Source organism: Mitsuaria sp. MSU3D, assembly GCF_056867975.1.
In genome coordinates this window covers 5,267,524-5,290,286 of record NZ_CP200314.1, presented here as the reverse complement: position 1 = coordinate 5,290,286, position 22,763 = coordinate 5,267,524, and the positions used below count along the sequence as shown (strand labels likewise).

Genomic DNA, 22,763 nt, shown 5'->3' with positions numbered 1-22,763 from the left:
GCCGACCGACGCGCATCCCACGCGTCCCGCTCGTCCTGCTCGTCGTCGGCATGTGTCCGGCGCGTCGCCGTGTCCGTCAGCGCGGGGGCAGCGCCTGCAGGTAGTCGTAAAGCCGCTGCGCGATGGCGGCACGTTCGTCCGCCGGCCTCTCGACGACCAGCGGCGGCATCGTCGTGCCGGGGCGCACCGCGGCGGGCTCGAGCAGCCAGCGCTTCCACGCCGCGGCGTCGTAGCCCTTGACGACCACGTCGAGGTCCAGCGGCATCTTGTCGCCGCCGTAGCCGCGGATGCGGTGGCAGCTCAGGCAGTACGTGCGGGCCAGGTCCGCCGCGTCGGCGTACTTCGCCGCCAGGCCGTCCGGCAACAACGCGCGCGTGGAGGACGGCCCCACGCTCACCGACGCGACCTGGTACGGCCACAGGGCGCCGCCCTCGGCCTGCAAGGCTTTCGACGAGCGGTTGTCCCAGACCAGGTAGAACGGGCCGAGCGGCACCTGCTTTTCGCCCTGCAGGTGGTTGTCGACCTGGAACGGCTGCCCGTCGGCACGCGCGTAGACCAGCCACGCGCGATGCTGCGCGAAACGTTCCACCGGGATGCGCGAGACGAAACCGTCCAGCGCGCGGAACTCGAACTCCTGCCCGGGCGCGCGCCATCCCTTGCCGAGCACCGCCGTCAGCACGGCCTCCGCCGGGAAGCCGACATAGCGCACCTCGGGCATGCGGCCGTCGTGAATCAGATGCGGCTCGAGAACGGCCACAGTGACCGCCGCGCCATTGCGCGTCGTCTTCCTGCCCGTCCCCTTGTCGACCTCCGGGCCGACGCCCTTGCCGGCTGGCGCAGCCAGTTCCCGGCCGAGGTCGGCCGGCTTCGGCAGTTCGACGGCGAGGACCGGCATCGCGGCCCACGCACCCGATATCGCGATCGCCGCGGCGATCGACTTGGCGCCTCGCATCGCGTTCATGGTTTCAGGATCAGCATCCCGCGAGAGTGGGCCTGAACGTCCGTCTCGTTCAACCACTCGCGACGGTATTGGCCCTTGGCCAGCAGCTCAGCCTGATCGCTGTAATGCGCATCGGGCCAGACGCCGCTCTGGCCCACCGGATTGACGCCGAGCGCCTCCTGCGGCCGCGCGAAGTCGATCAAGCGTCGCGTCGACGGCCCGTAGACCACGCCCCATGGCGCGCTGCCGTTGCGCTGCGCGAGGTTGTTGGGCACCTCGTGCCCGCCGGGCACCGGGAACGGGCCGACGTTGAACACCCGGTCGAGCGGCTTCTGCTTGCCCAGCGGGTGTTCGTGCGTCAGCGTATGGACGCTGTCCCAACGCCACTTCGTGCTGTCGGCGCCGAGCGTCATGGTCAGGTGCGCGACCGCCGCCTTCCAGGCGCGACGCACGATGTCGGTCTGCGTCTCGCGCTGCGGTGTCGAGCGGTCGTCCCACCACGGCGAGTCGGTGTCCGCGGTCAGCTTCGGCAGCGCCTGATCGAGCGCGCGCGTGCGGCGCAGGTTGTCGAACTGCGCGTCACCGAGCTCGTCCTTCATCGCCGCGCGCAGCAGCTCCGCCGCGAACTGCTGGAACAGCACCGGCGCCACGGCGTCGGCCTTGTAGGCGCCGTTCCAGCGCACCAGCGCTTCGACCAGCGACTGCTCCTCGGCCGAGGCCGAGCCGCGCAGCAACGGGATGATCGGCCGCAGCACGCGCGGGCCGTAGTCGGTCTGCACGTCGAGCTGCAGCGCCTGACTGTTGTGGATGTCCCAGCGCTTGCCCTGGTTCAGCAGCGCGTCGAGCCGGATGCCCCGCTCGGCCAGGTTGTAGTAGCCCGGCACCGGCGTGTCGCCCGGCGGCTGGAAGTTGGCCGACACGATGTAGCCGCGCGCCGGATTCTCCTCGTGCGGATTCGCGGAGAACGGCAGGAAGCCGGGCTTGTCGGCCTCGTCCGTCGCGCCGTCGAGCACGAAGGTCGGATTCACGCCCTCGGGCCGCATCGGCAGCTTCGCCGCGGCCCACCAGGCGATGTCGCCGGCCGCGTTGGCCCAGACGACGTTCAGGCCCGGGGCGTGGATCAGGCTGACGGCCTCGCGCGCCCGGTCCAGCGTGTCCGCGCGGCCCAGCTTGTAGAAGCCGTCGAGCACCGGGTTCTCGGTCTCCAGGAAGGCCCACCACATCGCGACGGGGCGCTCGCCGCGGTCGCCCGGGATCGCGTCGTTGACGATCGGTCCGTGCGGCGAGCGGCGCAGCGTCAGCACCTGGTCCGGCTGCCCCTTGACCTTGAGCACCTCCTGGCGCGAGGTCATCGGCACCCAGCGGTCCTTGATCCAGACCTCGTTCGGATTCTCCGGGTTGACCTTCTCGGCGATCAGGTCGACGTCGTCGTTCTGGAACATCGTCAGGCTCCAGCCGAAGCGCTGGTTGTGCCCCAGCAGCGCCATCGGATTGAGCGCGAGGTGATGCCCGTAGAGCTCGAACTGCGGCGTGCGCAGATGCGCCTCCCACCACACGGCCGGCGTCGAATAGGCGATGTGCGGATCGCCCGCCAGCAGCGGCTTGCCGCTGGCCGTGCGGCTGCCGGAGACGACCCAGGCGTTGCTGCCTTCGAACTGCGGCAGGCCGGCGAGTTCCGCCGCGCGTCCGCTGACCTCGGCCAGGCGCGCCAGCACCGGCGCCACGTCGGCGAAGCGGCGGTCCGCGCCGTCCGGCGCGCGGGGAGTTCCCGGCGCGTTCAGCGCCTGCGGCTCCAGCGCGCCTTTCGGACGCCACGCGAGATCGAAGATGCGCAGGTAGTCGGGCCCGAGCTGATCCCGCACCGCCGTCAGCGCCGGCTCGGTGCGGAAGGCCGCCGCGAAGCTGTAGGCCAGGTACCCCGCGATGCTGTAGGTATCCGCGGCGGTGAACGGGCGCTTGGGAATGCCGAGGATCTCGAACTCCAGCGGCGCCGGCCGGGTGGCCTGGTATTGGTTGATGCCGTCCAGGTAGGCGTACAGCGCCCGGACCGCGCCCGGTTGCGCGGTGATCGCCGACGAGGCCGCGGCCAGTTCATCGGCGCGCTGCCGGATGCCGAGCGTGCGGAACAGCCGGTCGGTCTCGACCAGCTTGGGGCCCAGCACTTCCGCCAGTTCGCCGCGCGACAGCCGGCGCAGCATCTCCATCTGGAACAGCCGGTCCTGCGCGTGCAGATAACCGAGGGCGCGGTAGAGGTCGTCCTCGTTGCGCGCGTCGACGTGGGGCACGCCCCATTCGTCGTAGCGGACGGTGACCGGCGCGCTCAGGCCCGAGAGCTGCAGCTCGCCGTCCCGCACCGGCAGCTTCTTGTAGACGTGCCAGGCCGCGCCGGCCGCCCCGATGGCCACGAGCACGGCGAGCGTGATCGCGCCGCGCCTGAGCCAGCGACCGACGCTCATGGGCGGACCGGTGCGCGCAGGTGGGACAGCGCCTCGACGCGCTTGATCAGCTCGCGGTCGTTCCAGGGCTTGTGGAACATGCCGTACAGCCCCTGGATCTGATGCAGTCGCGCATGCAGCTCCTCGTGGCCGGTGATGGCGATCATGGGCAGGTCCTCGGTGGCCAGCGCCCCCTGCACCGCCTTGATCAGCTCGAAGCCGTCCATGTTGGGCATCTCGAGGTCGGTGATCAGCACGCCGAAGCGGGTCTGGCCGAGCAGCTCCATCGCCTCGACGCCGTCACGCGCGGCGACCACCTCATGGCCGGCCTCGCTGAACAGCTTCAGCAGCTTGGCGCGCACCACGGCCGAATCGTCGACCACCAGCAGCGGCAGGCGCTCCGGCGCGGCGCTCGGAGCGACCGGCGCCGGCGGAGGAACGGTGGCGGCCGTCGGCGCCGGCGGCTGCGGTCGCGACACGGGTGGCGGCGGCGCGCCGAAGTCACGGTAGTCGCCGCGGCGCACCGTGATGATGATGATCAGGATGGCCAACGGGACCACGATCAGCAGCGGCAGCAGGAACGGCTGCAGGGTCTCAGGCAAATCAAACGGCATTCGTCTCTCCGACTCCTCCCCAAACCGGGCACGCTACACGGTCGAGGGGCGTCACTGTAGAGGAAAAGCCCTCTCGGTGGATGGCCGGTGGATGACGACCGACGAGCCGCCACCGCGCTCCCGGGGCCGATGCGCTTGCACCACAGCCCTTTGTGGTGCCGTCCCTGCATCAGGGGGCTTGTGTGACCTCCGGCCAGGCCAAGGTCGCGCCGGGGCGGATCAGGCCCAGCTCAGCGCCGACAGGTCGTTCGCGAACAGCGGGGTGCGTGTCCACAAGCCCTTCAGGCCGGCACGCGCGACGGTGATCCACTGCGGCTGGTACAGGAAGGCGGCGACAGCGTCTTCCGCCACCTGGCGCTGCGCCTCGCCGAAGCGCTTCAACCGCTGCGTCGGATCGGCCGCGTTCTGCATGAGTTCGTAAAGCGCATTGAACTGTTCGCTGCGGTAGCCCCAGTAGTAATCGGACCGCGCAAAGTTGCCGAAGTCATGCGGCTCGACATGCGAGATCACCGTCAGGTCATAGGCCTTGCTGCCGTAGACGCTGGACAACCACTGCGCCCATTCGATCTGCTCGATCCTCGCCGTGATGCCGACGGCCGCCAGCTGCGCCGCGATCAACTCGCCGCCCTGGCGCGCGTAGGGCACCGGCGGCAGCTTGAGCGAGAGCGACAGCCCGGTGGCCTTGGCCTCGGCCAGCAGCGCCTTCGCGGCGGCGGGGTTGTAGGCGTTGATCGCGGTGCAGTCGACGTAGCCCGGCGTGTCCGGCGTGACGAAGCTGCCGATGGGCACGCCGAAGCCGTCGGCGCTTGCCTGGATGACGGCCTTGCGGTCGATGGCCATCGCGATCGCGCGACGCACGCGGACGTCGCCCAGCGGCGCGCGCTGGTGATTGATCGCCAGGATGGTCTTCGCACGCGAGGACGCGGTGATCACCTGGAAGCGCTTGGGCTGCGCCTTGAACTGCGTCATCGCGCGTGCCGCGGCGACGCGCGGGAAGACGTCGACATCGCCCGCCAACAGGGCCGCGACCTGCGCGGCCGGCTCGCCGATGAAGCGGAACTGCACGCGCGGGATCCGGATCGCCGCCGCGTCGCGGAAGCCCGGCCAGGCGACGACGCTCAGGCTCGCGCCGCGCTGCCATTGGGCGACGCGATAGGGCCCGGTGCCCACCGGGTTCTGCGCGTTGCCCGCGGCGCTTTTCGGCTCGACGATCACCGCCGGCGACTGGGCCAGCAATGCGGGAAGCTCAGGTTCCGGATGCTTGAGCGTCAGCACCACGGTGAGCGCATCCGGCGTGCCGATCGCGGCGATGTTCTCGAAAACGCGCCGGTCCTTGTTCAGGCTGTTGGGCGCGCCCGCGCGCTCGAAGCTGAACTTCACCGCCTTCGCGTCGAACGGCTCGCCGTTGTGGAAGCGCACGTTCGGGCGCAGCGTGAAGGTCCAACGCTTCTGATCGGACGACACGTTCCAGCGCAGTGCCAACAGCGGCAGCGCCGAGCCGTCCTCGGCGACCTTGGTCAGCGGCTCCATCACGTTGTAGAGCACGATCTCGCCGATCGCGGCGGCGGCACCCGTGGTCGGATCCAGGCCCGGCGGTTCGAGCGTCATGCCGAGCACGAGCGGACGCGCGGCGCTGCCCTGCGCCAGCGCCGGCAACGAAGCGCCGAGGGTCGCGCCGGCGGCGCCGAGCGACAGCAGATGAAAGCGGCGGCGGTCCAGGGCAATCTCCAGGAGGGGGTCCATGGCGGCGGATCATGCCAAAGCGGCGAGCAGGTCCTGCGTGTACGGGTGTTGCGGCTCGCCCAGGACGCGCGCGGCAGGTCCATGCTCGACAGCCTCGCCGCCGCGCAGCACCAGCGCGCGATCGCACAGGACCTCGATCGCCGGCAGGTCGTGACTGACGATGACGAGGCTGATGCCGTCGCGTCGCTGCAGCTCGCGCAGCAGCGCCAGGATCTGTGCCTGCACCGAGACATCGAGCGCCGACAGCGGTTCGTCCGCGACGATCAGTCGAGGCCGTGTCGACAGCGCCCGCGCGATCGCCAGCCGCTGGCGCTGGCCGCCGGAGAACTGATGCGGGAAACGCAGCGCGGCGTCGGCCTCCAGCCCGACGGCGGCGAGCACCTCGGCCACGCGCTCACGGCGCTGGGCGTCGTTCATGGGCAAGGCCTCGAGCGGCTCCATCACGCTGCGTCCGACGCGCCAGCGCGGATCGAGCGAACCGTACGGATCCTGGAACACCATCTGCACCCGCGGCCGCAGCGCGCGCCGATCGCGCGCCGCCATCGCGTTCACGTCCTGCCCGTCCCACCACACGCGCCCCTGATGCGGGCGCTCCAGCGCCATGACGAGCCGCGCCAGCGTGCTCTTCCCCGCGCCCGATTCGCCGATGACACCAAGCGACTCGCCAGGCATCAGCGTGAAGTCGATGTCGCGCAGGACCGACCGACCGCCGTAGCGCTGGCCAAGACCCTCGACCTGCAGCAACGGGGTCGCCGAGGGTGGCGGCGTCACCGGGAATGCCGGAGAAGGCACCGTCATCGAGGACGGCCCGGTCATGGTGTCACCTCCCAGCAGGCCAGGCGGCCGTCGAAGCGCGGAGGCTCCGCGGCGCAGCGTGCCGTCGCCAAGGGACAGCGCGGCGTGAACGGGCAGCCCTCGCCGAGCTGCGTCAGCGCCGGCACGTTCCCCTTGAGCGGATGGAGCGCCTGGTCGCGCCCGGCCCCCAGCCGCGGCCGCGCGGCCCACAGGGCCTGCGTGTACGGATGGCGCGGGTGGTCGAGCAGCTCCGGCCCGGCGCCCTGCTCCATCACGCGCCCGCCGTACAGGATCGCCAGGCGGTCGACGCGGCGCGCCGTCAGTGCCAGGTCGTGCGAGATCAGCAGCAGCCCCATGCCGCGTTCGGTCACCAGGTCGCGCAACAGGTCCAGCACCTGCACGCGCAGGCGCGCATCGAGCGCCGTGGTGGGTTCGTCGGCGATCAGCAGGTCCGGCTCCGCGGCGAGCGCCATCGCGATCAGCGCGCGCTGCCGCTGACCGCCGGACAGTTGATGCGGGTAGGCGCGCGCCTGGCGCTCATCGAGACCCACGCGCGTCAGCAGCGCCATCGCGCGCTCGCGGGCGGAGGCGCGGTCCGGCAGCAGCCGATGGAGGAGGATCGGCTCCGTCACCTGCGCCAGCACGCGCTGGAGCGGATTCAACGCCGTCAGCGGCTCCTGGAACACCATCGCGAGGCGACGGCCCCGCAGGCCGCACCAGCCGTCCTCATCGAGCGTGAGAAGCTCGCGGCCGTCGAGCGCGATCCGTCCGGTGACTTCGGCGCCTTCGGGCAGCAGGCCCATCGCGGCGAGCGCCGTCAGCGTCTTGCCGCTGCCGGACTCGCCGATCAGCGCGAGGCTCTCGCCGCGCGCCAGCGACAGGTCGATGCCGCGCAGCGCGTGCAGACGCTCGCCGCGGCGCCCCGGCAGATGCACGTGGAGATCGCGGATCTCGAGCAGCGGGGCGCTCATCGCGGCTGCTCCTTCGGATCGAGCCGGTCGCGCAGGCCGTCGCCGAGCAGATTCAGCCCGAGCACCGCCAGCGTGATCGCGACGCCGGGCGCGAGCGCCAGCTGCGGCGCTTCGAACATCAGCGTCTGGGCCTCGGCGAGCAGCCGGCCCCAACTGGCCTGCGGCGGCTGGGTGCCCAGGCCGAGGTAGGACAGGCCGGCCTCGGCCAGGATCGCGAGCGCGAAGCTGGTCGTGCCCTGCACGATCAGCAGCGGGAGCAACTGAGGCAAGACATGACGCCACGTGATCGACCACGGCCCCTGGCCGGCGACGCGAGCGGCGAGCACGAAATCGCGCGCCCACCAGCTCTTGGCGCTGCCGTTGACCAGTCGCGCGAACGAGGGCACCGCGTGCAGCCCGATCGCCGCCATCGCGACCGTCATGCCGGGGCCGAGCGCGGCGGCCAGCAGGATCGCGAGCAGCAGCGCGGGGAAAGCGTAGCCGAGGTCGGCGCCGCGCAGGATGAGCGCCTCCACCGGACCGCGCCGCGCGGCCGCGAGCAGGCCCAGCGCCGTGCCCGCGATCAGCCCGATGCCGACGGCGACGATGCCGACCAGCCAGGCGCTGCGCGCGCCGGCCATCAGGCGGCTGAACACATCGCGGCCGAGCTGGTCGCAGCCCAGCCAGTGCGCGACGCTCGGCGACGCGAGCCGGCGGGTCATGTCGATCTGCTCGGGCGGCCACGGGGTCCAGGCCAGCGACAGCAGCGCGGTCAGGAGCAGCAGCGCGGTGAGCATGATGCCCGCGAAGAATCCGGCGCGTTTCATGTCCCGGCCCTCATGCCCCGGTCCTCGTGCGCAGCCGCGGGTCGATCCAGCCGTGCAGCAGGTCGATCGCGAAGTTGAGGAGCAGCACCAGCGCCGCGAGCCCCATGACGCCGTTGCGCACGACGATCAGGTCGCGGTTGGCGATGGCCTGCGCCATCAGCCGACCGAGTCCGGGCAGGGTGAAGACGTTCTCGATGACGATGGTGCCGGCGAGCAGGTTGGCGAACTGCAGGCCGCCAAGGGTCAGCAGCGGGATCGCCGCATGGCGCAGGCCGTGGCGCCACAGCGCCGCGCGGCGCGACAGGCCCTTGGCGCGGGCGCTGCGCATGAAGTCCTCGCGGACGATGTCGAGCAGCGCCGAGCGCGCGATGCGCGCCAGGATCGCGGCCTGCACCAGCGCCAGCGCGGCGGCGGGCAGCAGCAGCGCGCGCAGGCCGGGCCACAGGCCGCCGCCGAGGTCCTCGCGCCAGCCGGGGAAGCCGCCGGCATCGAACCACTGCAGCTTCACCGCGAAGAGCAGCACCAGCAGCATGCCGAGCCAGAAGCTGGGCACCGCCAGACCGAGCTGGGTCAGCCCCATCACGAGGTGATCGCCGGCACGCCCCTGCTGGCTCGCGGCCCACCAGCCGGCGGCCAGCGCCAGCACGACGGTCAGTGCCATCGCCAACAGCGCGAGCGGCAGCGTCAGCGCGAGCCGCTCCAGGAGGAGATCCATGACCGGCGCGCCGTAGGCATAGGACAGGCCGAGATCACCGCGCACGAGCCCGGTGAGCCAGTCGACGTAGCGGTGCCAGGCGGGCTGGTCCAGGCCCAACTGACGCGCAAGCGCGGCGACGGCCTCGGGCGGCGCCTCGGGGCCCATGATCAATTGGGCGGCATTGCCGGGCAGCCATTCCAGCGCGCCGAAGATCAGCGCCGAGGCGGCCAGCAGCGTCAGCAGCAGCACGGCCAGGCGCTTGAGCAGGTAGTTCATCGCGGGCGGGATCATAGGGGTCGCCAGCGTCTCGCCCGCCGCCCTGTCGGGCCATCCAGCCCGCGCAATTGGCGTGCCGTACGGTGTCGCACTTTTTTACAGTTTCACCGGCATCTTTATCACATTGGCCAGAATCAGCCGCTGGATCAAGCACTTGGCGCATTGGCCCGGCTTATGCGTATCCCGGACACAGGGGGACAAATAAGAAGCCACGTGCACTGCCCGGAAAGGGGTCGGTCATGAAACCAACAAGGATCCGTTGGGTCGTCGCCGCGGCGGCGCTGAGCCTCTGCAGCCAGGCGCAGGCCGCGGCTGTGCTGTTCAACAGCCTCAACAGCACGGCGACGCTGCTGTTCACAGGCGCCCAGGACGGGGCGACGCTGAACGCCACGGTCAAGTTCACGCTGACCTCCTGGTCGGCGCAGACGGCGACCTTCTCGACCATCGTCACCAACAACTCAAGCGGCCCGGGCCAGAACGTGCTGATGGCCTTCGGCATCACCGCGATCTCGCCGACGCTGACCGGAGCCAGCACCAATTCGGCGGCCTGGGGGGCGGGCATCGACGTCAACTTCCCCTCGTTCCAGAACATCGATCTCTGCCTGCTGTCCGGCAACCAGTGCGCGGGCGGATCGATCAACGACGGCCTCGGCATGGGCGGGTCGTCCTCCTTCAACCTCACGCTGACAACCGACGCGTCCAACAACTTCATGACGCAGGGCATCGGCTTCACCAGCCCCTACGCCATCAAGTTCCAGGGCGTGGGGACCCTGGGCAGGTCGATCGAGTTCGAGGGCTGCATCCAGGGCACCGGGGCCTGCGGCGGCGGCGGCGGTGGCGCGGGCGGCAGCAACGGCAACGTGCCGGAACCGAACGCGCTGGCGCTGCTGGCGGCCGCCGCGCTGGCAGCCGGGTTGGCGCGCCGCCGGACGCCGCGGTTGCCGTGGCTGCCCAGCTTCTCCCGCTGAGCACAGCGCACTGAAGGAAGGCCCGCCTCGGCGGGCCTTTTTCGTGGTGCGTCCTACTTCGAGACCGTCGTCGTGGCCACGCTGGTGTTGCCGGCCACGTCGCGGGCGACCGCCTGGATCGTGTGCGCGCCCGTCGACGCCTTCTTGACGTTCCAGGTGTAGCTGAGGCTCGTTCCGGTGCCGCTGGCGACCAGTTCGCCGTCGATGTAGATCGTCTGGCGGATGCCGGCCGCGCCACCGTTGTCGGCGGCGCTCGTCGAGATGGTGACGGTATTGCCGGCGACCTTGCTGTTGCTGGCCGGCCTGGTGATCGCGATCGTCGGCGGCTCCGTGTCGGCCAGGGCCGCATTGGCGACGGTCAAGGTCACCGGCGCACTGGTGGCGCTGTTGCCGGCCGCGTCGACCGCGGTGGCGGTGATCGTGACGGGGCCGTTCGCCACCGCCGCCGAGTTCCAGCTGAACCCATAGGGCGCCGAAGTGTCGGAGGCGACGACCGCGCCGTTGACGCGCAGATCGACGCGCACGACGGCCTGGTTGTCGGCGGCGGCGGCGTCCACCGCGACCAGCCCGCTGACGAGCGCGCCGGGCAGCGGCGCGCCGACCGAGACGACGGGCGGCTGCGTGTCGGGCGCCGGCGCGGCCAGAACGGCCTGCATCGCGGCACCGGCATTGACGCGGCCCCAGCCGTAGAACGGATCGCGGCCGGCGGCACCGAGATCCGTGGCGGTGCTGAACAGCACGTTCTGGATCGCGCCACCGCTCATCGTCGGGCGGGCCGACATCAGCAGCGCCACGGTGCCGGCGACGACCGGGCTCGCGAACGAGGTGCCCCACCACGCGCCGTAGCCGCCGCCGCGGTTGGTGGTCCAGATGTTCTGTCCCGGCGCGGCGATCGCGACAAAGGCGCCGTAGCTCGACCAGCTCGTGCGGTTGTCGGTCTCGTCGGTGGCCGAGACGGGAATCATGCTGGCCATGGGGGCGAGGCCCTCATCGATCCCGTTGTTGCCGGCGGACACGATCACCAGCCCGCCCTTGCTGCGCATGTCGTCGGCGGCGCCCTGCACGGTGGCGCTGCCGGCGACGCCGCCATAGCTGATGTTGGCCACGCGGGCACCCTGGTCCGCGGCCCAGTTCAGGCCCTGGGCCACGGTGCTCCAGTACGCATAGGCGTTGGCGTCGGCGATGCGCACCGGCATCAGCGACGCCTGCCCGGCCACGGCGGCGACACCGATGCCGTTGTTCATCGCCGCAGCCGCGGCACCGGCCACCGCGGTGCCGTGGCCGTGCACGTCGCTGGTGTCGGCGTTGCCGTCATAGAAGTTCCAGCCGGGGACCAGGCGGCCGGCCAGGTCGGGGTGGGTCGCGTCGACGCCGGTATCCAGGATCGCGATCCTGATGCCGGCCCCCTGCGCGCTGTCCCAGGCCAGCGGCGCGTTGATCCGCGCGAGGTGCCACTCGCTGCCCAGGTAGGGGTCGTTGGGTGTCATCGCCGGGGAGATGCGCATGTCGAGTTCGGCCGACTTCAACTGCGGATGGCGCGCGAGCAGCATCGCGACGGCCGTCTCCGACGCATTGGGAGGCAGATCGACGATCGCCAGCGAAGAGCGGCCGATGCGGCGCGCCTTGCCGCCATGCGGCGAGAGGATCTTGTCGAGGTCCTTGTCGCCCAGGCCGGCGCGCATCTGCACGAGCACGCGCTGGCGCGCCCAGCCGTTGGCGGTCCCGGCGGCGGGCGGCGGCATCTCGAGCGCCGACTGCGGTCCCCCGGGGCGCACACGCAGCGCCTGCGCAAGTGCGTCGAAGGCATCGGGCTTGCGACGCGTCAGGCGCGCGAGCATGCGGCCGTCGACGGTCATCGCCACGCAGTGGTCGCCTTCGCAGAACACCAATGCGCTGGCCTCGTCGGAGGCCTTCCACGCGGACAGATCGAGCCGGTCGCAGAGTTGGCCGCCGATCAGCGCGTGGCGGATCTCGTCGTCATAGCGGTACTGCCCGCTGACGCCGGCGCGGCCGAGCATGACGAGGTCGTCGACGCGGAGGTCCGCGATGCGCTGGGCGAGCTGCCTCCGGACGTCGGGACTGAGATCGGTGTAGCGGTCCAGACCGCTCGCGGCGGACGCGTCGTCGCGCAGCAACTCGGGCCGGGCGGGTGCGCACGGCGGCGCGGAAGACGGCATCGCCGTCGAAGCCGCGGCTGCGGCGAGGACGAAGGAGGCAAGCATGGGCATGACGATCCCCTCGACTCCGCCGGGTCCGCCGACCTTGCCGGCGAACGCCGCGGGGCGTGTTGTCACCCCCCTGCTCCTCGCCGACGCGTCTGCGCGCGACCGGCACGCAAGACGCAGCAAGCCCCGGGCCAGCGCGGCAAGTGGCGATGGGCATTGAGAATTTTCAGTGCCGCGATCGGCACGCGCGCGGGAGTGTCAATTTCGCCGACGGTGAGACCGGGATCCACGCCGCGCTGCGCTGACGAACGCCGGGCTCAGTGGGCGCGAAATCCCGGCACCACGGTGGCGGTCGCGACTCAGTGGCCCCGTGCCGCCAGACGCAGTCGCCGATGCACCGCCCTCGCCTGCGGCACCCAGCCCAGCCGCGCCCATCGGCGCCACATCAGCAGGCCGCGGATCCACTCGTCGGCGGCGTAGGCGATCCACAGGCCCACCAGGCCGAGTCCCAGCACCTCGCCCAGCAGCCAGCTGCCGCCAGCCAGCACGAGGAGCATCGACCCCGCGCCCACCATCACCGGGTACTTCGCGTCGCCCGCCGCGCGCAGCGCGTTGATGACGACGAGGTTGAAGGTCCGCCCCGGCTCCAGGATCACCGTGATCCACATCAGCACCACCGCGCTGGCGAGAATCTTCTGGTCGTGCGTGAACATCTGCAGCAGCCACGGCGAAGCCGCCGCCGCACCGGCCGCCACCACGACGCTGATCAGCAGCCCGCGGGCGAGCGCGCGTCGCACCAGGCGGTGCGCCTCGTGCAGCTGCCCCGCGCCGATCAGGTGGCCGACGACGATCTCCGCCGCGAAGCCCGTCGCCAGGCCCGGCAGCAGCACGAAGTACATCAGCTGCGAGGTGTAGCTGTGCGCCGCCAGCGCCGACGCGCCGAGGTGACCCGCGATCGCCACGCTCACCATGTAGGCCAGCCGGTAGGCGATGTTCTCCGCCGCGCCCGGCAGGCCGATGTGCAGCACGCCGGCGAGCTCCGCGCGCGGCAGGCGCCACCAGTCCGACGCCTTCGGCCGCAGGTCCAGCCGCGCGCGCCACAGCCACACGTGCAGGCCGAGGCCGAACGCCCGGCTCACCGCCAGCGCCACCGCGAAGCCCGGCAGGCCGAGCTGAGGCATCAACGTGATCGACAGCAGCAGTTGCGCCACCTGCATCGCCACCAGCACCATCAGGGTGTCGCGGCTGCGCAGGTGGGCGCGCATCACGCTCGCCATCGAGGCATTCCAGGCGTCGAGCATCATGGCCGGCGCCAGCGCCATCAGGAAGGGCTGCGACAACGGCAGCACCTCCGCCGGCGCATTCATCAATCGCAGCAGCGGCCCCGCGAAGAGCAGCGCCATCAGCGCCGTGACGCCGCCCAGCCAGGTGCTCGCGCCGAGCGCCGCCCGCGCCGTCGCATCGGCCACCGCGCGACGGCCTCCGCCCAGCGCCTGCGTGATCACCACGCTGATGCCGGCGCCGATGATGCGGAACAGGATGAACAGCGTCGCCGCCAGCTGGTTGGCCAGGGCGAATGCGGCGCCGGCGGGATCGGAGATCCGCGCCGCCAGCATCGTCCCGATCACCCCGATGGCGATGCCCAGGCAGAGCTCGAGGAACAGCGGCCAGGCCAGTGCGAACAGGCGGGGCGACGGCGTGGGGGGCGAATGGGATGAGGGGGACGACATGGACGGCGGCGGCAGGGAGGTCCGCGCCGCCGCTGACAGCGGTGGACACGACGCGCGGAATTCTCGCGTGATGCCTTCGGGCCGGGGGCCGTAACCGCGATGAAACCGACATGAAACCGTGGCGGCGCCGGAAGGACGCCCGGGTCTGTGGTTTCGCCGCCACCGCGGCGGGCGATCATCGATCGCCCGAGGGCCGCCGGTTCAGCCCGACGCGGGTCCCGGCGGGGTGGCGACCGGGCACATCGGCAGCCCGCCGGCCATGAGCGTGGCGCGTTCGGCGTCTTCGGCCTGCCGCAGCGAGACCAGTTCCGAACGCGCGCCGTAGAGCTCGTCGAGCTCCTCCAGCAGCAGCGCGCGCACCTGCGCCTCCGTCGTGGGCGGTAGCGCACGGACCCATTGGCGGTCGCGCCCGTCCAGGCGGTAGACCACGACCCAGATCACGCAGGTGTCGATGAATGCGGACATCCGCGCAGCCTAGTCCAGCCGCACCGGGCTGACGATGGGGACTGCCCCGACCTGTGCGCCATATTCATCGAATCAAAGCCCCAGGAAGAGGCATCAGCGCCACTCGACGACCGACACCCCCAGCCCGATCCGGGACTCGCGGAAGTTGTAGTCGATGAGGCTTTCCCCGTAGCCGCTGAACAGCTGCAGGTAGCCGTGCAGCCCGCCGCCGATCGGGAAGGCCCACTCCAGCTGCGCCGATCCGCGCGAACGATCGCCCCCCTTCAGGCTGTGCCGCGCCGTGAGGGCCAGGACGTGCCGGCCCAGCTTCTGCGTCACCAGCATCTCGCCGCGGCCGACATAGTCCTGGATGCCCGGGTTGTCGTCGCTGCCGGTGTTGAGGATCCGCCACCAGGGGCGCAGGCTCACCGTGGTCTCGCCGCGCTCCAGGCTGAGCTCGCCGATCACCCGGTTCCAGCTGCGCGACAGCGGCACCGCCCGCCCGTTGGACTGGTGGTTCAGGCTCAGGCCCACCATGCTGGCCTTCCAGCCGAACGGCAGCTCGACGTCGGTGCCGTGGGTCACGATCAGCTCGGGCTCGTAATTGGTCTCGCGGAACGGTCGCGACTCGCGCCCGTTGTAGATCTGCCAGCGCGAGTTCTGCGTGTACGCGCCCCACACCGACAGGGTGCCGTGATCGTCGAGCGCCCAGATCTTGGACTTCAGGCTGATCTGGAACTTGGCCTCGTTCTTGTCCAGGTCCAGCGCCTGGACCACGCCGTTGTCCGGGCTTTCCGACGAGGACGGCGCCGGGGTCCGGTTGGAGCGCGAGGTCCACGACACCGGCAGCAGGTAGACCGGCCGGTGGGGGCGCGGCAGGAAGCGCGGCATCTGGTCGCGGCAGGACAGTTCCCAGCGCTCCGACAGCGTCGAGCCGAGGTAGTTGCGGGCGCTGCCGGAGGCCTCCGGCAGACGCGTGCAGGGATCGTCCACACGCGGCGAACTCGCCGCGGCGGCCACCGGCAAGGCGGCCGGCACCGGCTGGAGCCGGACCTGGGCCGCCGCGGAGGGCGGCGGCGCGTCGGGGGCCCGGCCGTTCAGGCGGTCATAACAAGCCAGACGCGCATCGTTGTCGCGGATCAGGGCGCAATCGGCCGGCGTCCTGGCCGACGAGGCCGCCGACATTGCCGGGTTCTCCGCCGGCAATGCCGCGATCTGCGCGGACGCGTCCTGCGGCATGGCCGCGATGAGCGCCGCCAGCGCGGCGGCCGCCCATGTCATCGCCATTGCCAGACGGCGGCGGAACTCCCTGATCGACATCATTGTGCTTGGCCCTTGTTCAGTCGGGCCGTCGAGTGCAAACAGCGTTCCTGGGTCCACATGGCAGAACTTTCCGCCCCGCGTCCCTAGAATCGGCCGCCATGCAGATGTATCCCTTGGTCGACCATGCGCCGGGCAAGTCCTGGCCCCGTTGGGCCGCGCTGGTCGCGCCGCTGCTTCTGGCGGCCTGCTCGCAGTTGCCCCGGACGCCGGCACCGTCCCCCGAGCCGACACCGGGCGGCGCCTTCAGCCCGGCGGCACTGCAAGCATTGCGACCGGAGCAGTTCCGCTCGACGGTCGGCTCCGCCGTCCAGGCCCAGGACCGGTGGACCACTGACCGCGCCCGCATCCGGACGGCCTCCGCGCAGGCCTTGGCCGCGCCGCAGGACGGCGCCGCGCTGCGCGAGTTCGCCCAGGCCCTTCGTCTCGTCGCCCACTACCGGACCGAGATCGACACCGCCCGACCCGCGCTGCTCGCGGCTGTGCCGGCGCTGGACAGCCAACCGGCGGACATCCAGCGTCCGCTGCTGACCGCGGCGTACACGCTCTACGCGGTCGACGCCGCGCCGCTGCTGCGTCCGCTGCTGCCGCGATTGACCACGCCGCGCGAATTCGCGATCGCCGCCTACGCACTGATGCAGACGCGCCAGCCCGCGGACCTGGCACTGATCCAGTCCCAGCTCGCGCAGCGTGACCGCGACGAGCCACGCCTGCAGGCGCTCGCACAGGCGGCGTCCACCGCGCAGGGCGTGCCGCAGCCGGCGCGTCCGCCGCTGGCCGACCTGCTGGCGATCCGTCCGGGCCATCCCGTCGTGTTCAGCTTCCAGCGGCCTGGCCGCCAGCAGATGGGTCTGGCTCTGGTGCGACAAGCCGACGGCCGCTTCGTGCGGCGTCCCGACGGCGGCCTGTTCAACATCGAGCAACTGGCGCTGTCCAGCAGCGGCCTGCCGGGCACGATCACGCTGGGCAACACGCCGCAAGGCCTCTTCACGATCCAGGGCGCGGGACGCGCGGCGTCCAACATCTGGATCGGCCCCACCCCGTACCTGCACACGAAGGTGCCCGGCGAAGCGAGCGTGGCCGAATACGAGCAGCGCACCCCGGGCCCGAACGAGCCCGCCTGGTCGCTGGACCGCTACCGGTCCTTGCTGCCGGCGTCATGGCGCGACTACGCGCCGCTGCAGGAAGCCTGGCTCGCCGGCCGCGCCGGACGCGACGAGATGCTGATGCATGGCAGCACGATCGATCCGCGCTACTACGCCGGCAGCCGCTACTACCCCGGCACGCCGTCGGACGGCTGTCTGGTGGCGATGGAGTACTGGTCCCCGGACGGCGTGATGGTGCACAGCGACCAGATCGCCCTGCTGCAGGCCTTCACCGCGCAGGGCCGCGACCGCGGCTACATGGTGCTGATCGAGCTGGACGCCGCCCCCACGCCGGTGGCCCTCGCCGAGGTGATCCAGTCTGTGCTGGACGCCGAGGGCCGCACGAACGGACGCCGATGAGGCTTCTGGATTACCGTGGGTTATGACGCTCCCGCCGGGTTTCATTGGCAGCGGAGGCCGTCTCCCCACTAGAGTAGGCCGCACCTTGCGGGCCTCCCCTTCCGCTCCGGCCGAGCCATGTCCCACCCTCTGAAGACCGAAACCCCCAGCGCCCACCATCAAGACCTGGACCTGTACGACAGTGCCCGCCTGATGGAGGTCTTCATCGATGACCAGCGGTCGGCGGTGGAGGCGGTGCGGGCGGCGGCGCCCGCGCTGGCCGCGGCGGTGGACGCGGCGTTGCCGCGCATCGCGGCGGGCGGCCGGCTGCTGTATGCCGGCGCCGGGACCTCCGGCCGGCTGGGCGTGCTGGACAGCGTCGAGCTGGTGCCGACCTTCTCCTGGCCGCGTGACCGCGCGGTGGCGGTGCTGGCCGGCGGCGAAGGCGCGATGTTCGTCGCCGTCGAAGGCGCGGAGGACGACGAGCCCCAGGGCCGTCGCGACATCGAGGCGCTCTCGCCCACGCCGCAAGACGTGCTGATCGGCATCGCCGCTTCGGGCCACACGCCCTACGTGCTGGGCGCGCTGGCCGCGGGCCGCGCCGCCGGTTGCCTGACGATCGCGATGGCCAACAACCCCGGCGCCGCGGTCCTGGCCGCGGGCGACCATCCGGTCCTGCTGGACACCGGCGCCGAGGTGATCTCCGGCAGCACGCGCCTGAAGGCAGGGACCGCGCAGAAGATCGCGCTGAACACGTTCTCCAGCGCGCTGATGGTCAGGCTGCACAAGGTCTACGGCAACCTGATGGTGGACATGAAGGCCACCAACGCGAAGCTGGTCCGGCGCGCCGTCGCGTTGACGATGCGCGCCGCCGGCGCCGACGAGTCCGCCGCGCGCGCGGCGCTCGATCAATGCGGCTTCCACGTGAAGACGGCCGTCGTGATGCTGCTGCGTCAGCTCGACGCGGCCGGGGCGCAGGCGCTGCTCGCGCGACACGCCGGCGACGTGCGGGGCGCGCTCGCCGATCGCTGATCGCCGAGCTCACACCCGCCGGCCCTGCACGGTCCTCGCACGCAAGCGCTGCAATCCCCGATGCGACGCCCTCCCGGTTTGCGCCGACACTGAGCGTCATGCACGCTTCTTCCCTTCCGTCGGGTGCCGCCCCGGGCGCCCGCAGCCCCTGGCACTGGGTGCCCACGCTGTACTTCGCGCAGGGCATGCCGTACGTGGTCGTGATGACGCTGTCGGTCATCATGTACAAGAACCTGGAGATCTCGAACACCGACATCGCGCTCTACACCAGTTGGCTCTACCTGCCCTGGGTGATCAAGCCGCTGTGGTCGCCGCTGGTCGAGATGCTGGGCACGAAACGGCTGTGGGTCGTGACGCTGCAGTTCGCCGTCGGCGCGGCGCTCGCGATGGTGGCGCTGACGCTGCCGATGGAGCGCGCGTTCCAGATGTCGCTCGCCGTGCTCTGGCTGATGGCCTTCGCTTCGGCCTCGCACGACATCGCCGCCGACGGTTTCTACCTGCTCGCGCTGGAGAAGCATGAGCAGGCCGCCTTCGTCGGCGTGCGTTCGACCTTCTACCGGGTGGCCAACATCGGCGGCCAGGGCGGCCTCGTCTGGCTGGCCGGCGAGCTGCACGACCGCGGCGACAGCTGGGTGCTCGCCTGGCAGGGCGTGATGGCGGTCCTCGCGGGCGCCTTCCTGCTCCTCGCGGCGTATCACCTGTGGCGCTTGCCGCGCCCGGCCGTCGATGCCCCGCTCCCCCGCGACCAGCGCGATCCGGGCACCTTCTTCCGGATCTTCGCCGCGTTCTTCCGCAAGCCCGGACTCGCGGTGACGCTGGGCTTCCTGCTGCTCTACCGATTCCCGGAAGCGCAGCTCCTGAAGCTTGCCACGCCTTTCCTGCTCGACCCGCTGGACAAGGGCGGCCTCGCGCTGACCAACAAGCAGGTCGGCCTGGCCTACGGCACGGTCGGCCTGATCGCGCTCACGCTCGGCGGTCTGCTCGGCGGCTGGATCATCTCCCGCGTCGGCCTGAAGAAGGCGCTCTGGCCGCTGGTGCTCGCGATGCACCTGCCCAACGTCGTGTTCCTGGTCATGGCCTACGCGCATCCGGGAAGCCTCGCCGTCATCAGCGCGGCGCTGGCGGTCGAGCAGTTCGGCTACGGGCTCGGCTTCACGGCCTACCTGATGTACATGGTCCTGGTCGCCGAGGGCGCCCACAAGACCGCCCACTATGCGATCTGCACCGGCTTCATGGCGCTGGGCATGATGCTGCCGGGCATGTGGAGCGGCTGGCTGCAGGATCACCTCGGCTATCCGCACTTCTTCGCGTGGGTGCTGATCGCGACGGTCCCGTCGCTGGCCATGACCGCCCTCATCAGGATCCCCGAGAACTTCGGCCGCAAGGAGTCCACCGCGTGAGTGCTGCCTCGACCGGCGCCGGTCAGAGTGTCGGCCACGGCGGCAGCGACCGCCTGCTGTCGCTCGACACCTTCCGCGGCTTCGCGATCGCGGCCATGCTGCTGGTCAACAACCCGGGCGACTGGTCGCAGCTCTACGCGCCGCTCGAGCACGCCGCCTGGCACGGCTGGACCTTCACCGACTGGATCTTCCCGTTCTTCGTCTTCATCAGCGGGATCTCGATGAGCTTCAGCCTGGCGCGCCGCGGCCAGGCCGCCGATCGCGTCGCCCTGCTGCGCCACATGGGGCGACGCGGCGCCACGATCATCCTCATCGGGCTGGCGCTGAATCTCTTCCCGTTCTTCCACTTCGAGACACTGCGCATCCCCGGCGTGCTGCAGCGGCTGGGCCTGATCACGATCCTGGTCGCGCCGATCGCGCTGTGGTGCGGCTGGCGCGCCCAGCTGGGGTGGTTCATCGGCCTGCTCCTCGGCTACGGCCTGGTGCAGACCTTCGTCGCCGTGCCGGACGCGCAAGGCGTCTGGCATCGCGGCTCGCTGCAGCCGGGCGAGGACGTCGGCGCCTGGCTCGACCGGACGCTGCTCGGCGGCCACCTCTGGGCGAAGAGCAAGACCTGGGACCCCGAAGGCCTGTTGAGCACGCTGCCCGCCGTCGCGAGCCAGATCGCCGGCCTGCTCGCCGGACGCTGGCTGGCGCTGCGCGGTCGAGATCCCGGCGAGAAGGCCGCCTGGTTCATGGTGTCAGGTCTTGCCTGCCTGTGGATCGCGCAGGTACTCGACGCCTGGACCCTGCCCATCAACAAGAATCTCTGGACGCCCGCCTTCGTTTTCCTCACGACGGGTTGGGGGTGCCTGGTCTTCGGCGTGTTCTACTGGCTGCTCGATGCCGCGCCCCTGCCGCGCATGCGCGACGCGATGGCGGGACGCTTGCGCCCGCTGGTGGTGTTCGGCATGAACGCGCTGTTCCTCTTCGCGCTGTCGGGCCTGGTGGCCCGCCTGCTCGGATTGATCCACGTCGCCGAGGGCGTCACGCTCAAGGCCTGGCTTGTCGCGCCGCTGCGCGCGCTGCCGGTGGATCCGCGCTTCGCGTCGCTGCTGTTCGCCATCGGTTTCGTGGCGGTGTTCTACGGCATCGCGTGGGCGATGTGGCGGCGCGGCTGGATCGTGAAAGTGTGAGCGGCCCCTGCGGCGCCGCCCGGTGAGAGCCTTCAATGCGACGACGACAGTGGATGACCGCGGCCCTGGCCGCGCCGGTGCTGGGTTCCCTGGGCACGCTCCCGGGCTGCGGCACCGCCCGGCCCCAGGCGCTGCCCGCGTTGCCGGGTCCCGCGCCCGACGATGCGCCGCCGCCGGCGCCGCGCGAGTTCCGCGCCGCCTGGGTCGCGACCGTCGCCAACATCGACTGGCCGAGCCGCCGAGGCCTGAGCGACGCCGCGCAGATCGCCGAGATCCACGCGATCCTCGACAGCGCCCGCGCGCTGCGCCTGAACGCGATCGTGCTGCAGGTGCGCACCAGTGCGGATGCCCTCTACCGGTCGACGCTGGAACCCTGGAGCGAGTACCTCTCCGGCGTCCAGGGCCAGGGACCGGGCTACGACCCGCTGACGCTGTGGATCGAGCAGGCGCATGCGCGCGGCCTCGAGCTGCACGCCTGGCTGAACCCGTACCGCGCGAAGCAGAGCGGCGGGAAGTCCGCGCCCGCCGCCACGCACCTGAGCCGCACCCGGCCCGAGTGGGTCAAGAAGTACGGCGACCAGCTCTGGATCGATCCGGGCGAGCCGGCCGCTGCCGATCACACGCTGGCCGTCTGCCGCGACCTCCTGACGCGCTACGCCGTCGACGGCCTGCACATCGACGACTACTTCTATCCCTACCCGGTCCAGGACGCGGCCAAGCAGGACATCGACTTCCCCGACGACGCGAGCTGGCTGCGCTACCTGCACGGCGGCGGGACGCTCGCGCGCGCGGACTGGCGGCGGGACAACGTCGACCAGCTGGTGCGGCGGATGTACGAGCTGGTCCGCGAGTTGCGCCCCACCGCGCGCGTCGGCATCAGCCCGTTCGGTCTGCCGCGCCCGGACTTGCGCCCGGCGGGCATCACGGGGTTCTCGCAGTACGACAAGCTCTATGCCCACGTCGAGCACTGGATGGCGATGGGCTGGCTCGACTATGTGGCGCCGCAGCTCTACTGGCCCCGCGCGCAGAAACCGCAGGCCTTCGAGCCGCTGATGCGTGCCTGGCAGGGCGTCAATCCGCTGGGGCGGCATGTCTGGCCGGGCCTGTTCACGAGCCGGGCCGCCAACGAGGCCGAAGGCTGGCCGGCCGACGAGATCCCGGCGCAGATCGAGATCATGCGCACCGCGCCGTCGACCGGCGGACACCTGCACTTCAGCATGGTCGCATTGCTGAAGAACCGCCGGAACATCGCGGATACCTTGCGAGCCGGCGCTTACCTTCATCCCGCCCTGCCGCCTGAAACGCCGTGGCTGACCGCCCCCGCCTGCGGTGCCGTCACCCTGGAACGTCTGGCCGACGGCCGCCTTCGACTGTCCGCCCCGGAGGGCGCCCCGCCCCGCGCCTTTGCGCTGTGGAGGCGCGAGGCGCGTCGCGTCGACTCGCCCTGGCGCTTCGACCTCATCGGCCCGGACGGCGACCTGGGCGCCATCGGCGACGGCTGGTTGCTGAGCGCCAGCGCGGTCAACGCCGTCAATCGCGAAGGGCCGCGAGCAACGTTCTCGAATTGAACGTTACTGGCCCAAAACTGTCGATTCCACGCAACGACGAGTCAGCGCGGGGGCGCGCCCAGACTCCGTGGAAACCCTGTATCGCTCTGGTGCGCCAATAGCCCGGAAGAGCCCGTTTCAGGGCGCGCTCCGCCCGTTCCGTCGCGTTCGACAAACAGGTGGGAACGGCCTGGCGCCCCTGTCATTCCTTGTCACAAACC

At 71.2% G+C, this 22,763-nt stretch carries 18 protein-coding genes; 6 read left to right on the top strand and 12 right to left on the bottom strand.

Going from position 1 to position 22,763, the window contains the following annotated elements:
• Nucleotides 1-76: 76 nt before the first annotated feature.
• The 8 genes from AC1VNM_RS23285 to AC1VNM_RS23250 all read right to left on the bottom strand — a co-directional run bounded on the left by AC1VNM_RS23285 (nucleotide 77) and on the right by AC1VNM_RS23250 (nucleotide 9,292).
• Nucleotides 77-961, bottom strand: a complete 885-nt coding sequence (locus AC1VNM_RS23285) for a hypothetical protein (protein ID WP_483108473.1) — start codon at nucleotides 959-961, stop codon at nucleotides 77-79.
• On the bottom strand, nucleotides 958-3,396 hold the full coding sequence (locus AC1VNM_RS23280; RefSeq protein ID WP_483108472.1) for a penicillin acylase family protein: 2,439 nt from the start codon (nucleotides 3,394-3,396) through the stop codon (nucleotides 958-960). The genes AC1VNM_RS23285 and AC1VNM_RS23280 overlap by 4 nt, the downstream gene beginning before the upstream one ends.
• Nucleotides 3,393-3,989, bottom strand: coding sequence for a response regulator (locus tag AC1VNM_RS23275; RefSeq protein WP_377158525.1), 597 nt, complete (start codon nucleotides 3,987-3,989; stop codon nucleotides 3,393-3,395). Before AC1VNM_RS23275 ends, AC1VNM_RS23280 begins: the two co-directional genes overlap by 4 nt.
• Nucleotides 3,990-4,208: 219 nt before the next feature.
• Nucleotides 4,209-5,732, bottom strand: a complete 1,524-nt coding sequence (locus tag AC1VNM_RS23270; protein WP_483108471.1) for an ABC transporter substrate-binding protein — start codon at nucleotides 5,730-5,732, stop codon at nucleotides 4,209-4,211.
• Nucleotides 5,733-5,741: 9 nt separating this feature from the next.
• Complete coding sequence (locus AC1VNM_RS23265) at nucleotides 5,742-6,548, bottom strand: ABC transporter ATP-binding protein (RefSeq protein ID WP_483108470.1); 807 nt, start codon at nucleotides 6,546-6,548, stop codon at nucleotides 5,742-5,744.
• Complete coding sequence (locus AC1VNM_RS23260) at nucleotides 6,545-7,498, bottom strand: ABC transporter ATP-binding protein (RefSeq protein WP_483108469.1); 954 nt, start codon at nucleotides 7,496-7,498, stop codon at nucleotides 6,545-6,547. Before AC1VNM_RS23260 ends, AC1VNM_RS23265 begins: the two co-directional genes overlap by 4 nt.
• Nucleotides 7,495-8,304, bottom strand: a complete 810-nt coding sequence (locus AC1VNM_RS23255) for an ABC transporter permease (protein ID WP_483108468.1) — start codon at nucleotides 8,302-8,304, stop codon at nucleotides 7,495-7,497. The genes AC1VNM_RS23260 and AC1VNM_RS23255 overlap by 4 nt, the downstream gene beginning before the upstream one ends.
• A gap of 10 nt (nucleotides 8,305-8,314) precedes the next feature.
• Nucleotides 8,315-9,292 carry an ABC transporter permease gene (locus tag AC1VNM_RS23250; RefSeq protein WP_483108467.1) on the bottom strand — a complete coding sequence of 326 codons (978 nt, stop codon included), beginning with the start codon at nucleotides 9,290-9,292 and terminating at the stop codon, nucleotides 8,315-8,317.
• Between the two features lie 224 nt (nucleotides 9,293-9,516).
• Between AC1VNM_RS23250 and AC1VNM_RS23245 the strand changes: the two genes are divergently transcribed.
• Nucleotides 9,517-10,245 (top strand): cistern family PEP-CTERM protein, encoded by a 729-nt coding sequence (locus AC1VNM_RS23245; RefSeq protein ID WP_483108466.1) that lies wholly within the window; start codon nucleotides 9,517-9,519, stop codon nucleotides 10,243-10,245.
• A 53-nt stretch (nucleotides 10,246-10,298) separates the two neighbouring features.
• Here the strand turns inward: AC1VNM_RS23245 and AC1VNM_RS23240 are convergent, their stop codons facing one another.
• From AC1VNM_RS23240 to AC1VNM_RS23225, 4 genes are all read right to left on the bottom strand, one after another.
• Nucleotides 10,299-12,539, bottom strand: a complete 2,241-nt coding sequence (locus AC1VNM_RS23240; RefSeq protein WP_483108465.1) for a S8 family serine peptidase — start codon at nucleotides 12,537-12,539, stop codon at nucleotides 10,299-10,301.
• Between the two features lie 230 nt (nucleotides 12,540-12,769).
• A complete protein-coding gene (locus AC1VNM_RS23235) occupies nucleotides 12,770-14,140 on the bottom strand; it encodes an MATE family efflux transporter (protein ID WP_483108464.1) in 1,371 nt (456 codons plus the stop codon).
• A gap of 201 nt (nucleotides 14,141-14,341) precedes the next feature.
• Nucleotides 14,342-14,605 carry a hypothetical protein gene (locus AC1VNM_RS23230; RefSeq protein WP_431101109.1) on the bottom strand — a complete coding sequence of 88 codons (264 nt, stop codon included), beginning with the start codon at nucleotides 14,603-14,605 and terminating at the stop codon, nucleotides 14,342-14,344.
• A 93-nt stretch (nucleotides 14,606-14,698) separates the two neighbouring features.
• Entirely contained in the window at nucleotides 14,699-15,907 is a 1,209-nt protein-coding gene (locus AC1VNM_RS23225) for a phospholipase A (protein ID WP_483108463.1), read from the bottom strand.
• A 98-nt stretch (nucleotides 15,908-16,005) separates the two neighbouring features.
• Between AC1VNM_RS23225 and AC1VNM_RS23220 the strand changes: the two genes are divergently transcribed.
• From AC1VNM_RS23220 to AC1VNM_RS23200, 5 genes are all read left to right on the top strand, one after another.
• Nucleotides 16,006-17,409 (top strand): hypothetical protein, encoded by a 1,404-nt coding sequence (locus AC1VNM_RS23220; RefSeq protein ID WP_483108462.1) that lies wholly within the window; start codon nucleotides 16,006-16,008, stop codon nucleotides 17,407-17,409.
• Between the two features lie 117 nt (nucleotides 17,410-17,526).
• The gene (locus AC1VNM_RS23215; protein WP_483108461.1) at nucleotides 17,527-18,420 is read left to right on the top strand and encodes an N-acetylmuramic acid 6-phosphate etherase; all 894 of its coding nucleotides are present in this window, start codon (nucleotides 17,527-17,529) and stop codon (nucleotides 18,418-18,420) included.
• Between the two features lie 98 nt (nucleotides 18,421-18,518).
• The gene (locus tag AC1VNM_RS23210; protein ID WP_483108460.1) at nucleotides 18,519-19,820 is read left to right on the top strand and encodes an MFS transporter; all 1,302 of its coding nucleotides are present in this window, start codon (nucleotides 18,519-18,521) and stop codon (nucleotides 19,818-19,820) included.
• A complete protein-coding gene (locus tag AC1VNM_RS23205; protein ID WP_483108459.1) occupies nucleotides 19,817-20,995 on the top strand; it encodes an acyltransferase family protein in 1,179 nt (392 codons plus the stop codon). Before AC1VNM_RS23210 ends, AC1VNM_RS23205 begins: the two co-directional genes overlap by 4 nt.
• A 53-nt stretch (nucleotides 20,996-21,048) precedes the next feature.
• Nucleotides 21,049-22,563: a glycoside hydrolase family 10-like protein gene (locus AC1VNM_RS23200; RefSeq protein ID WP_483108458.1), complete on the top strand. Its 1,515-nt coding sequence runs from the start codon at nucleotides 21,049-21,051 to the stop codon at nucleotides 22,561-22,563.
• The last annotated feature ends 200 nt before the right edge of the window (nucleotides 22,564-22,763 follow it).

Bases quoted from the DNA above. Each gene is read 5' to 3' on its own strand.
- AC1VNM_RS23255 (WP_483108468.1), bottom strand. From the start codon at position 8,304: ATGAAACGCGCCGGATTCTTCGCGGGCATCATGCTCACCGCGCTGCTG.
- AC1VNM_RS23270 (WP_483108471.1), bottom strand. From the start codon at position 5,732: ATGGACCCCCTCCTGGAGATTGCCCTGGACCGCCGCCGCTTTCATCTG.
- AC1VNM_RS23230 (WP_431101109.1), bottom strand. From the start codon at position 14,605: ATGTCCGCATTCATCGACACCTGCGTGATCTGGGTCGTGGTCTACCGC.
- AC1VNM_RS23210 (WP_483108460.1), top strand. From the start codon at position 18,519: ATGCACGCTTCTTCCCTTCCGTCGGGTGCCGCCCCGGGCGCCCGCAGC.
- AC1VNM_RS23280 (WP_483108472.1), bottom strand. From the start codon at position 3,396: ATGAGCGTCGGTCGCTGGCTCAGGCGCGGCGCGATCACGCTCGCCGTG.
- AC1VNM_RS23200 (WP_483108458.1), top strand. From the start codon at position 21,049: ATGACCGCGGCCCTGGCCGCGCCGGTGCTGGGTTCCCTGGGCACGCTC.
- AC1VNM_RS23285 (WP_483108473.1), bottom strand. From the start codon at position 961: ATGAACGCGATGCGAGGCGCCAAGTCGATCGCCGCGGCGATCGCGATA.
- AC1VNM_RS23225 (WP_483108463.1), bottom strand. From the start codon at position 15,907: ATGATGTCGATCAGGGAGTTCCGCCGCCGTCTGGCAATGGCGATGACA.
- AC1VNM_RS23245 (WP_483108466.1), top strand. From the start codon at position 9,517: ATGAAACCAACAAGGATCCGTTGGGTCGTCGCCGCGGCGGCGCTGAGC.
- AC1VNM_RS23260 (WP_483108469.1), bottom strand. From the start codon at position 7,498: ATGAGCGCCCCGCTGCTCGAGATCCGCGATCTCCACGTGCATCTGCCG.
- AC1VNM_RS23220 (WP_483108462.1), top strand. From the start codon at position 16,006: ATGCAGATGTATCCCTTGGTCGACCATGCGCCGGGCAAGTCCTGGCCC.
- AC1VNM_RS23265 (WP_483108470.1), bottom strand. From the start codon at position 6,548: ATGACCGGGCCGTCCTCGATGACGGTGCCTTCTCCGGCATTCCCGGTG.
- AC1VNM_RS23275 (WP_377158525.1), bottom strand. From the start codon at position 3,989: ATGCCGTTTGATTTGCCTGAGACCCTGCAGCCGTTCCTGCTGCCGCTG.
- AC1VNM_RS23250 (WP_483108467.1), bottom strand. From the start codon at position 9,292: ATGATCCCGCCCGCGATGAACTACCTGCTCAAGCGCCTGGCCGTGCTG.
- AC1VNM_RS23235 (WP_483108464.1), bottom strand. From the start codon at position 14,140: ATGTCGTCCCCCTCATCCCATTCGCCCCCCACGCCGTCGCCCCGCCTG.
- AC1VNM_RS23215 (WP_483108461.1), top strand. From the start codon at position 17,527: ATGTCCCACCCTCTGAAGACCGAAACCCCCAGCGCCCACCATCAAGAC.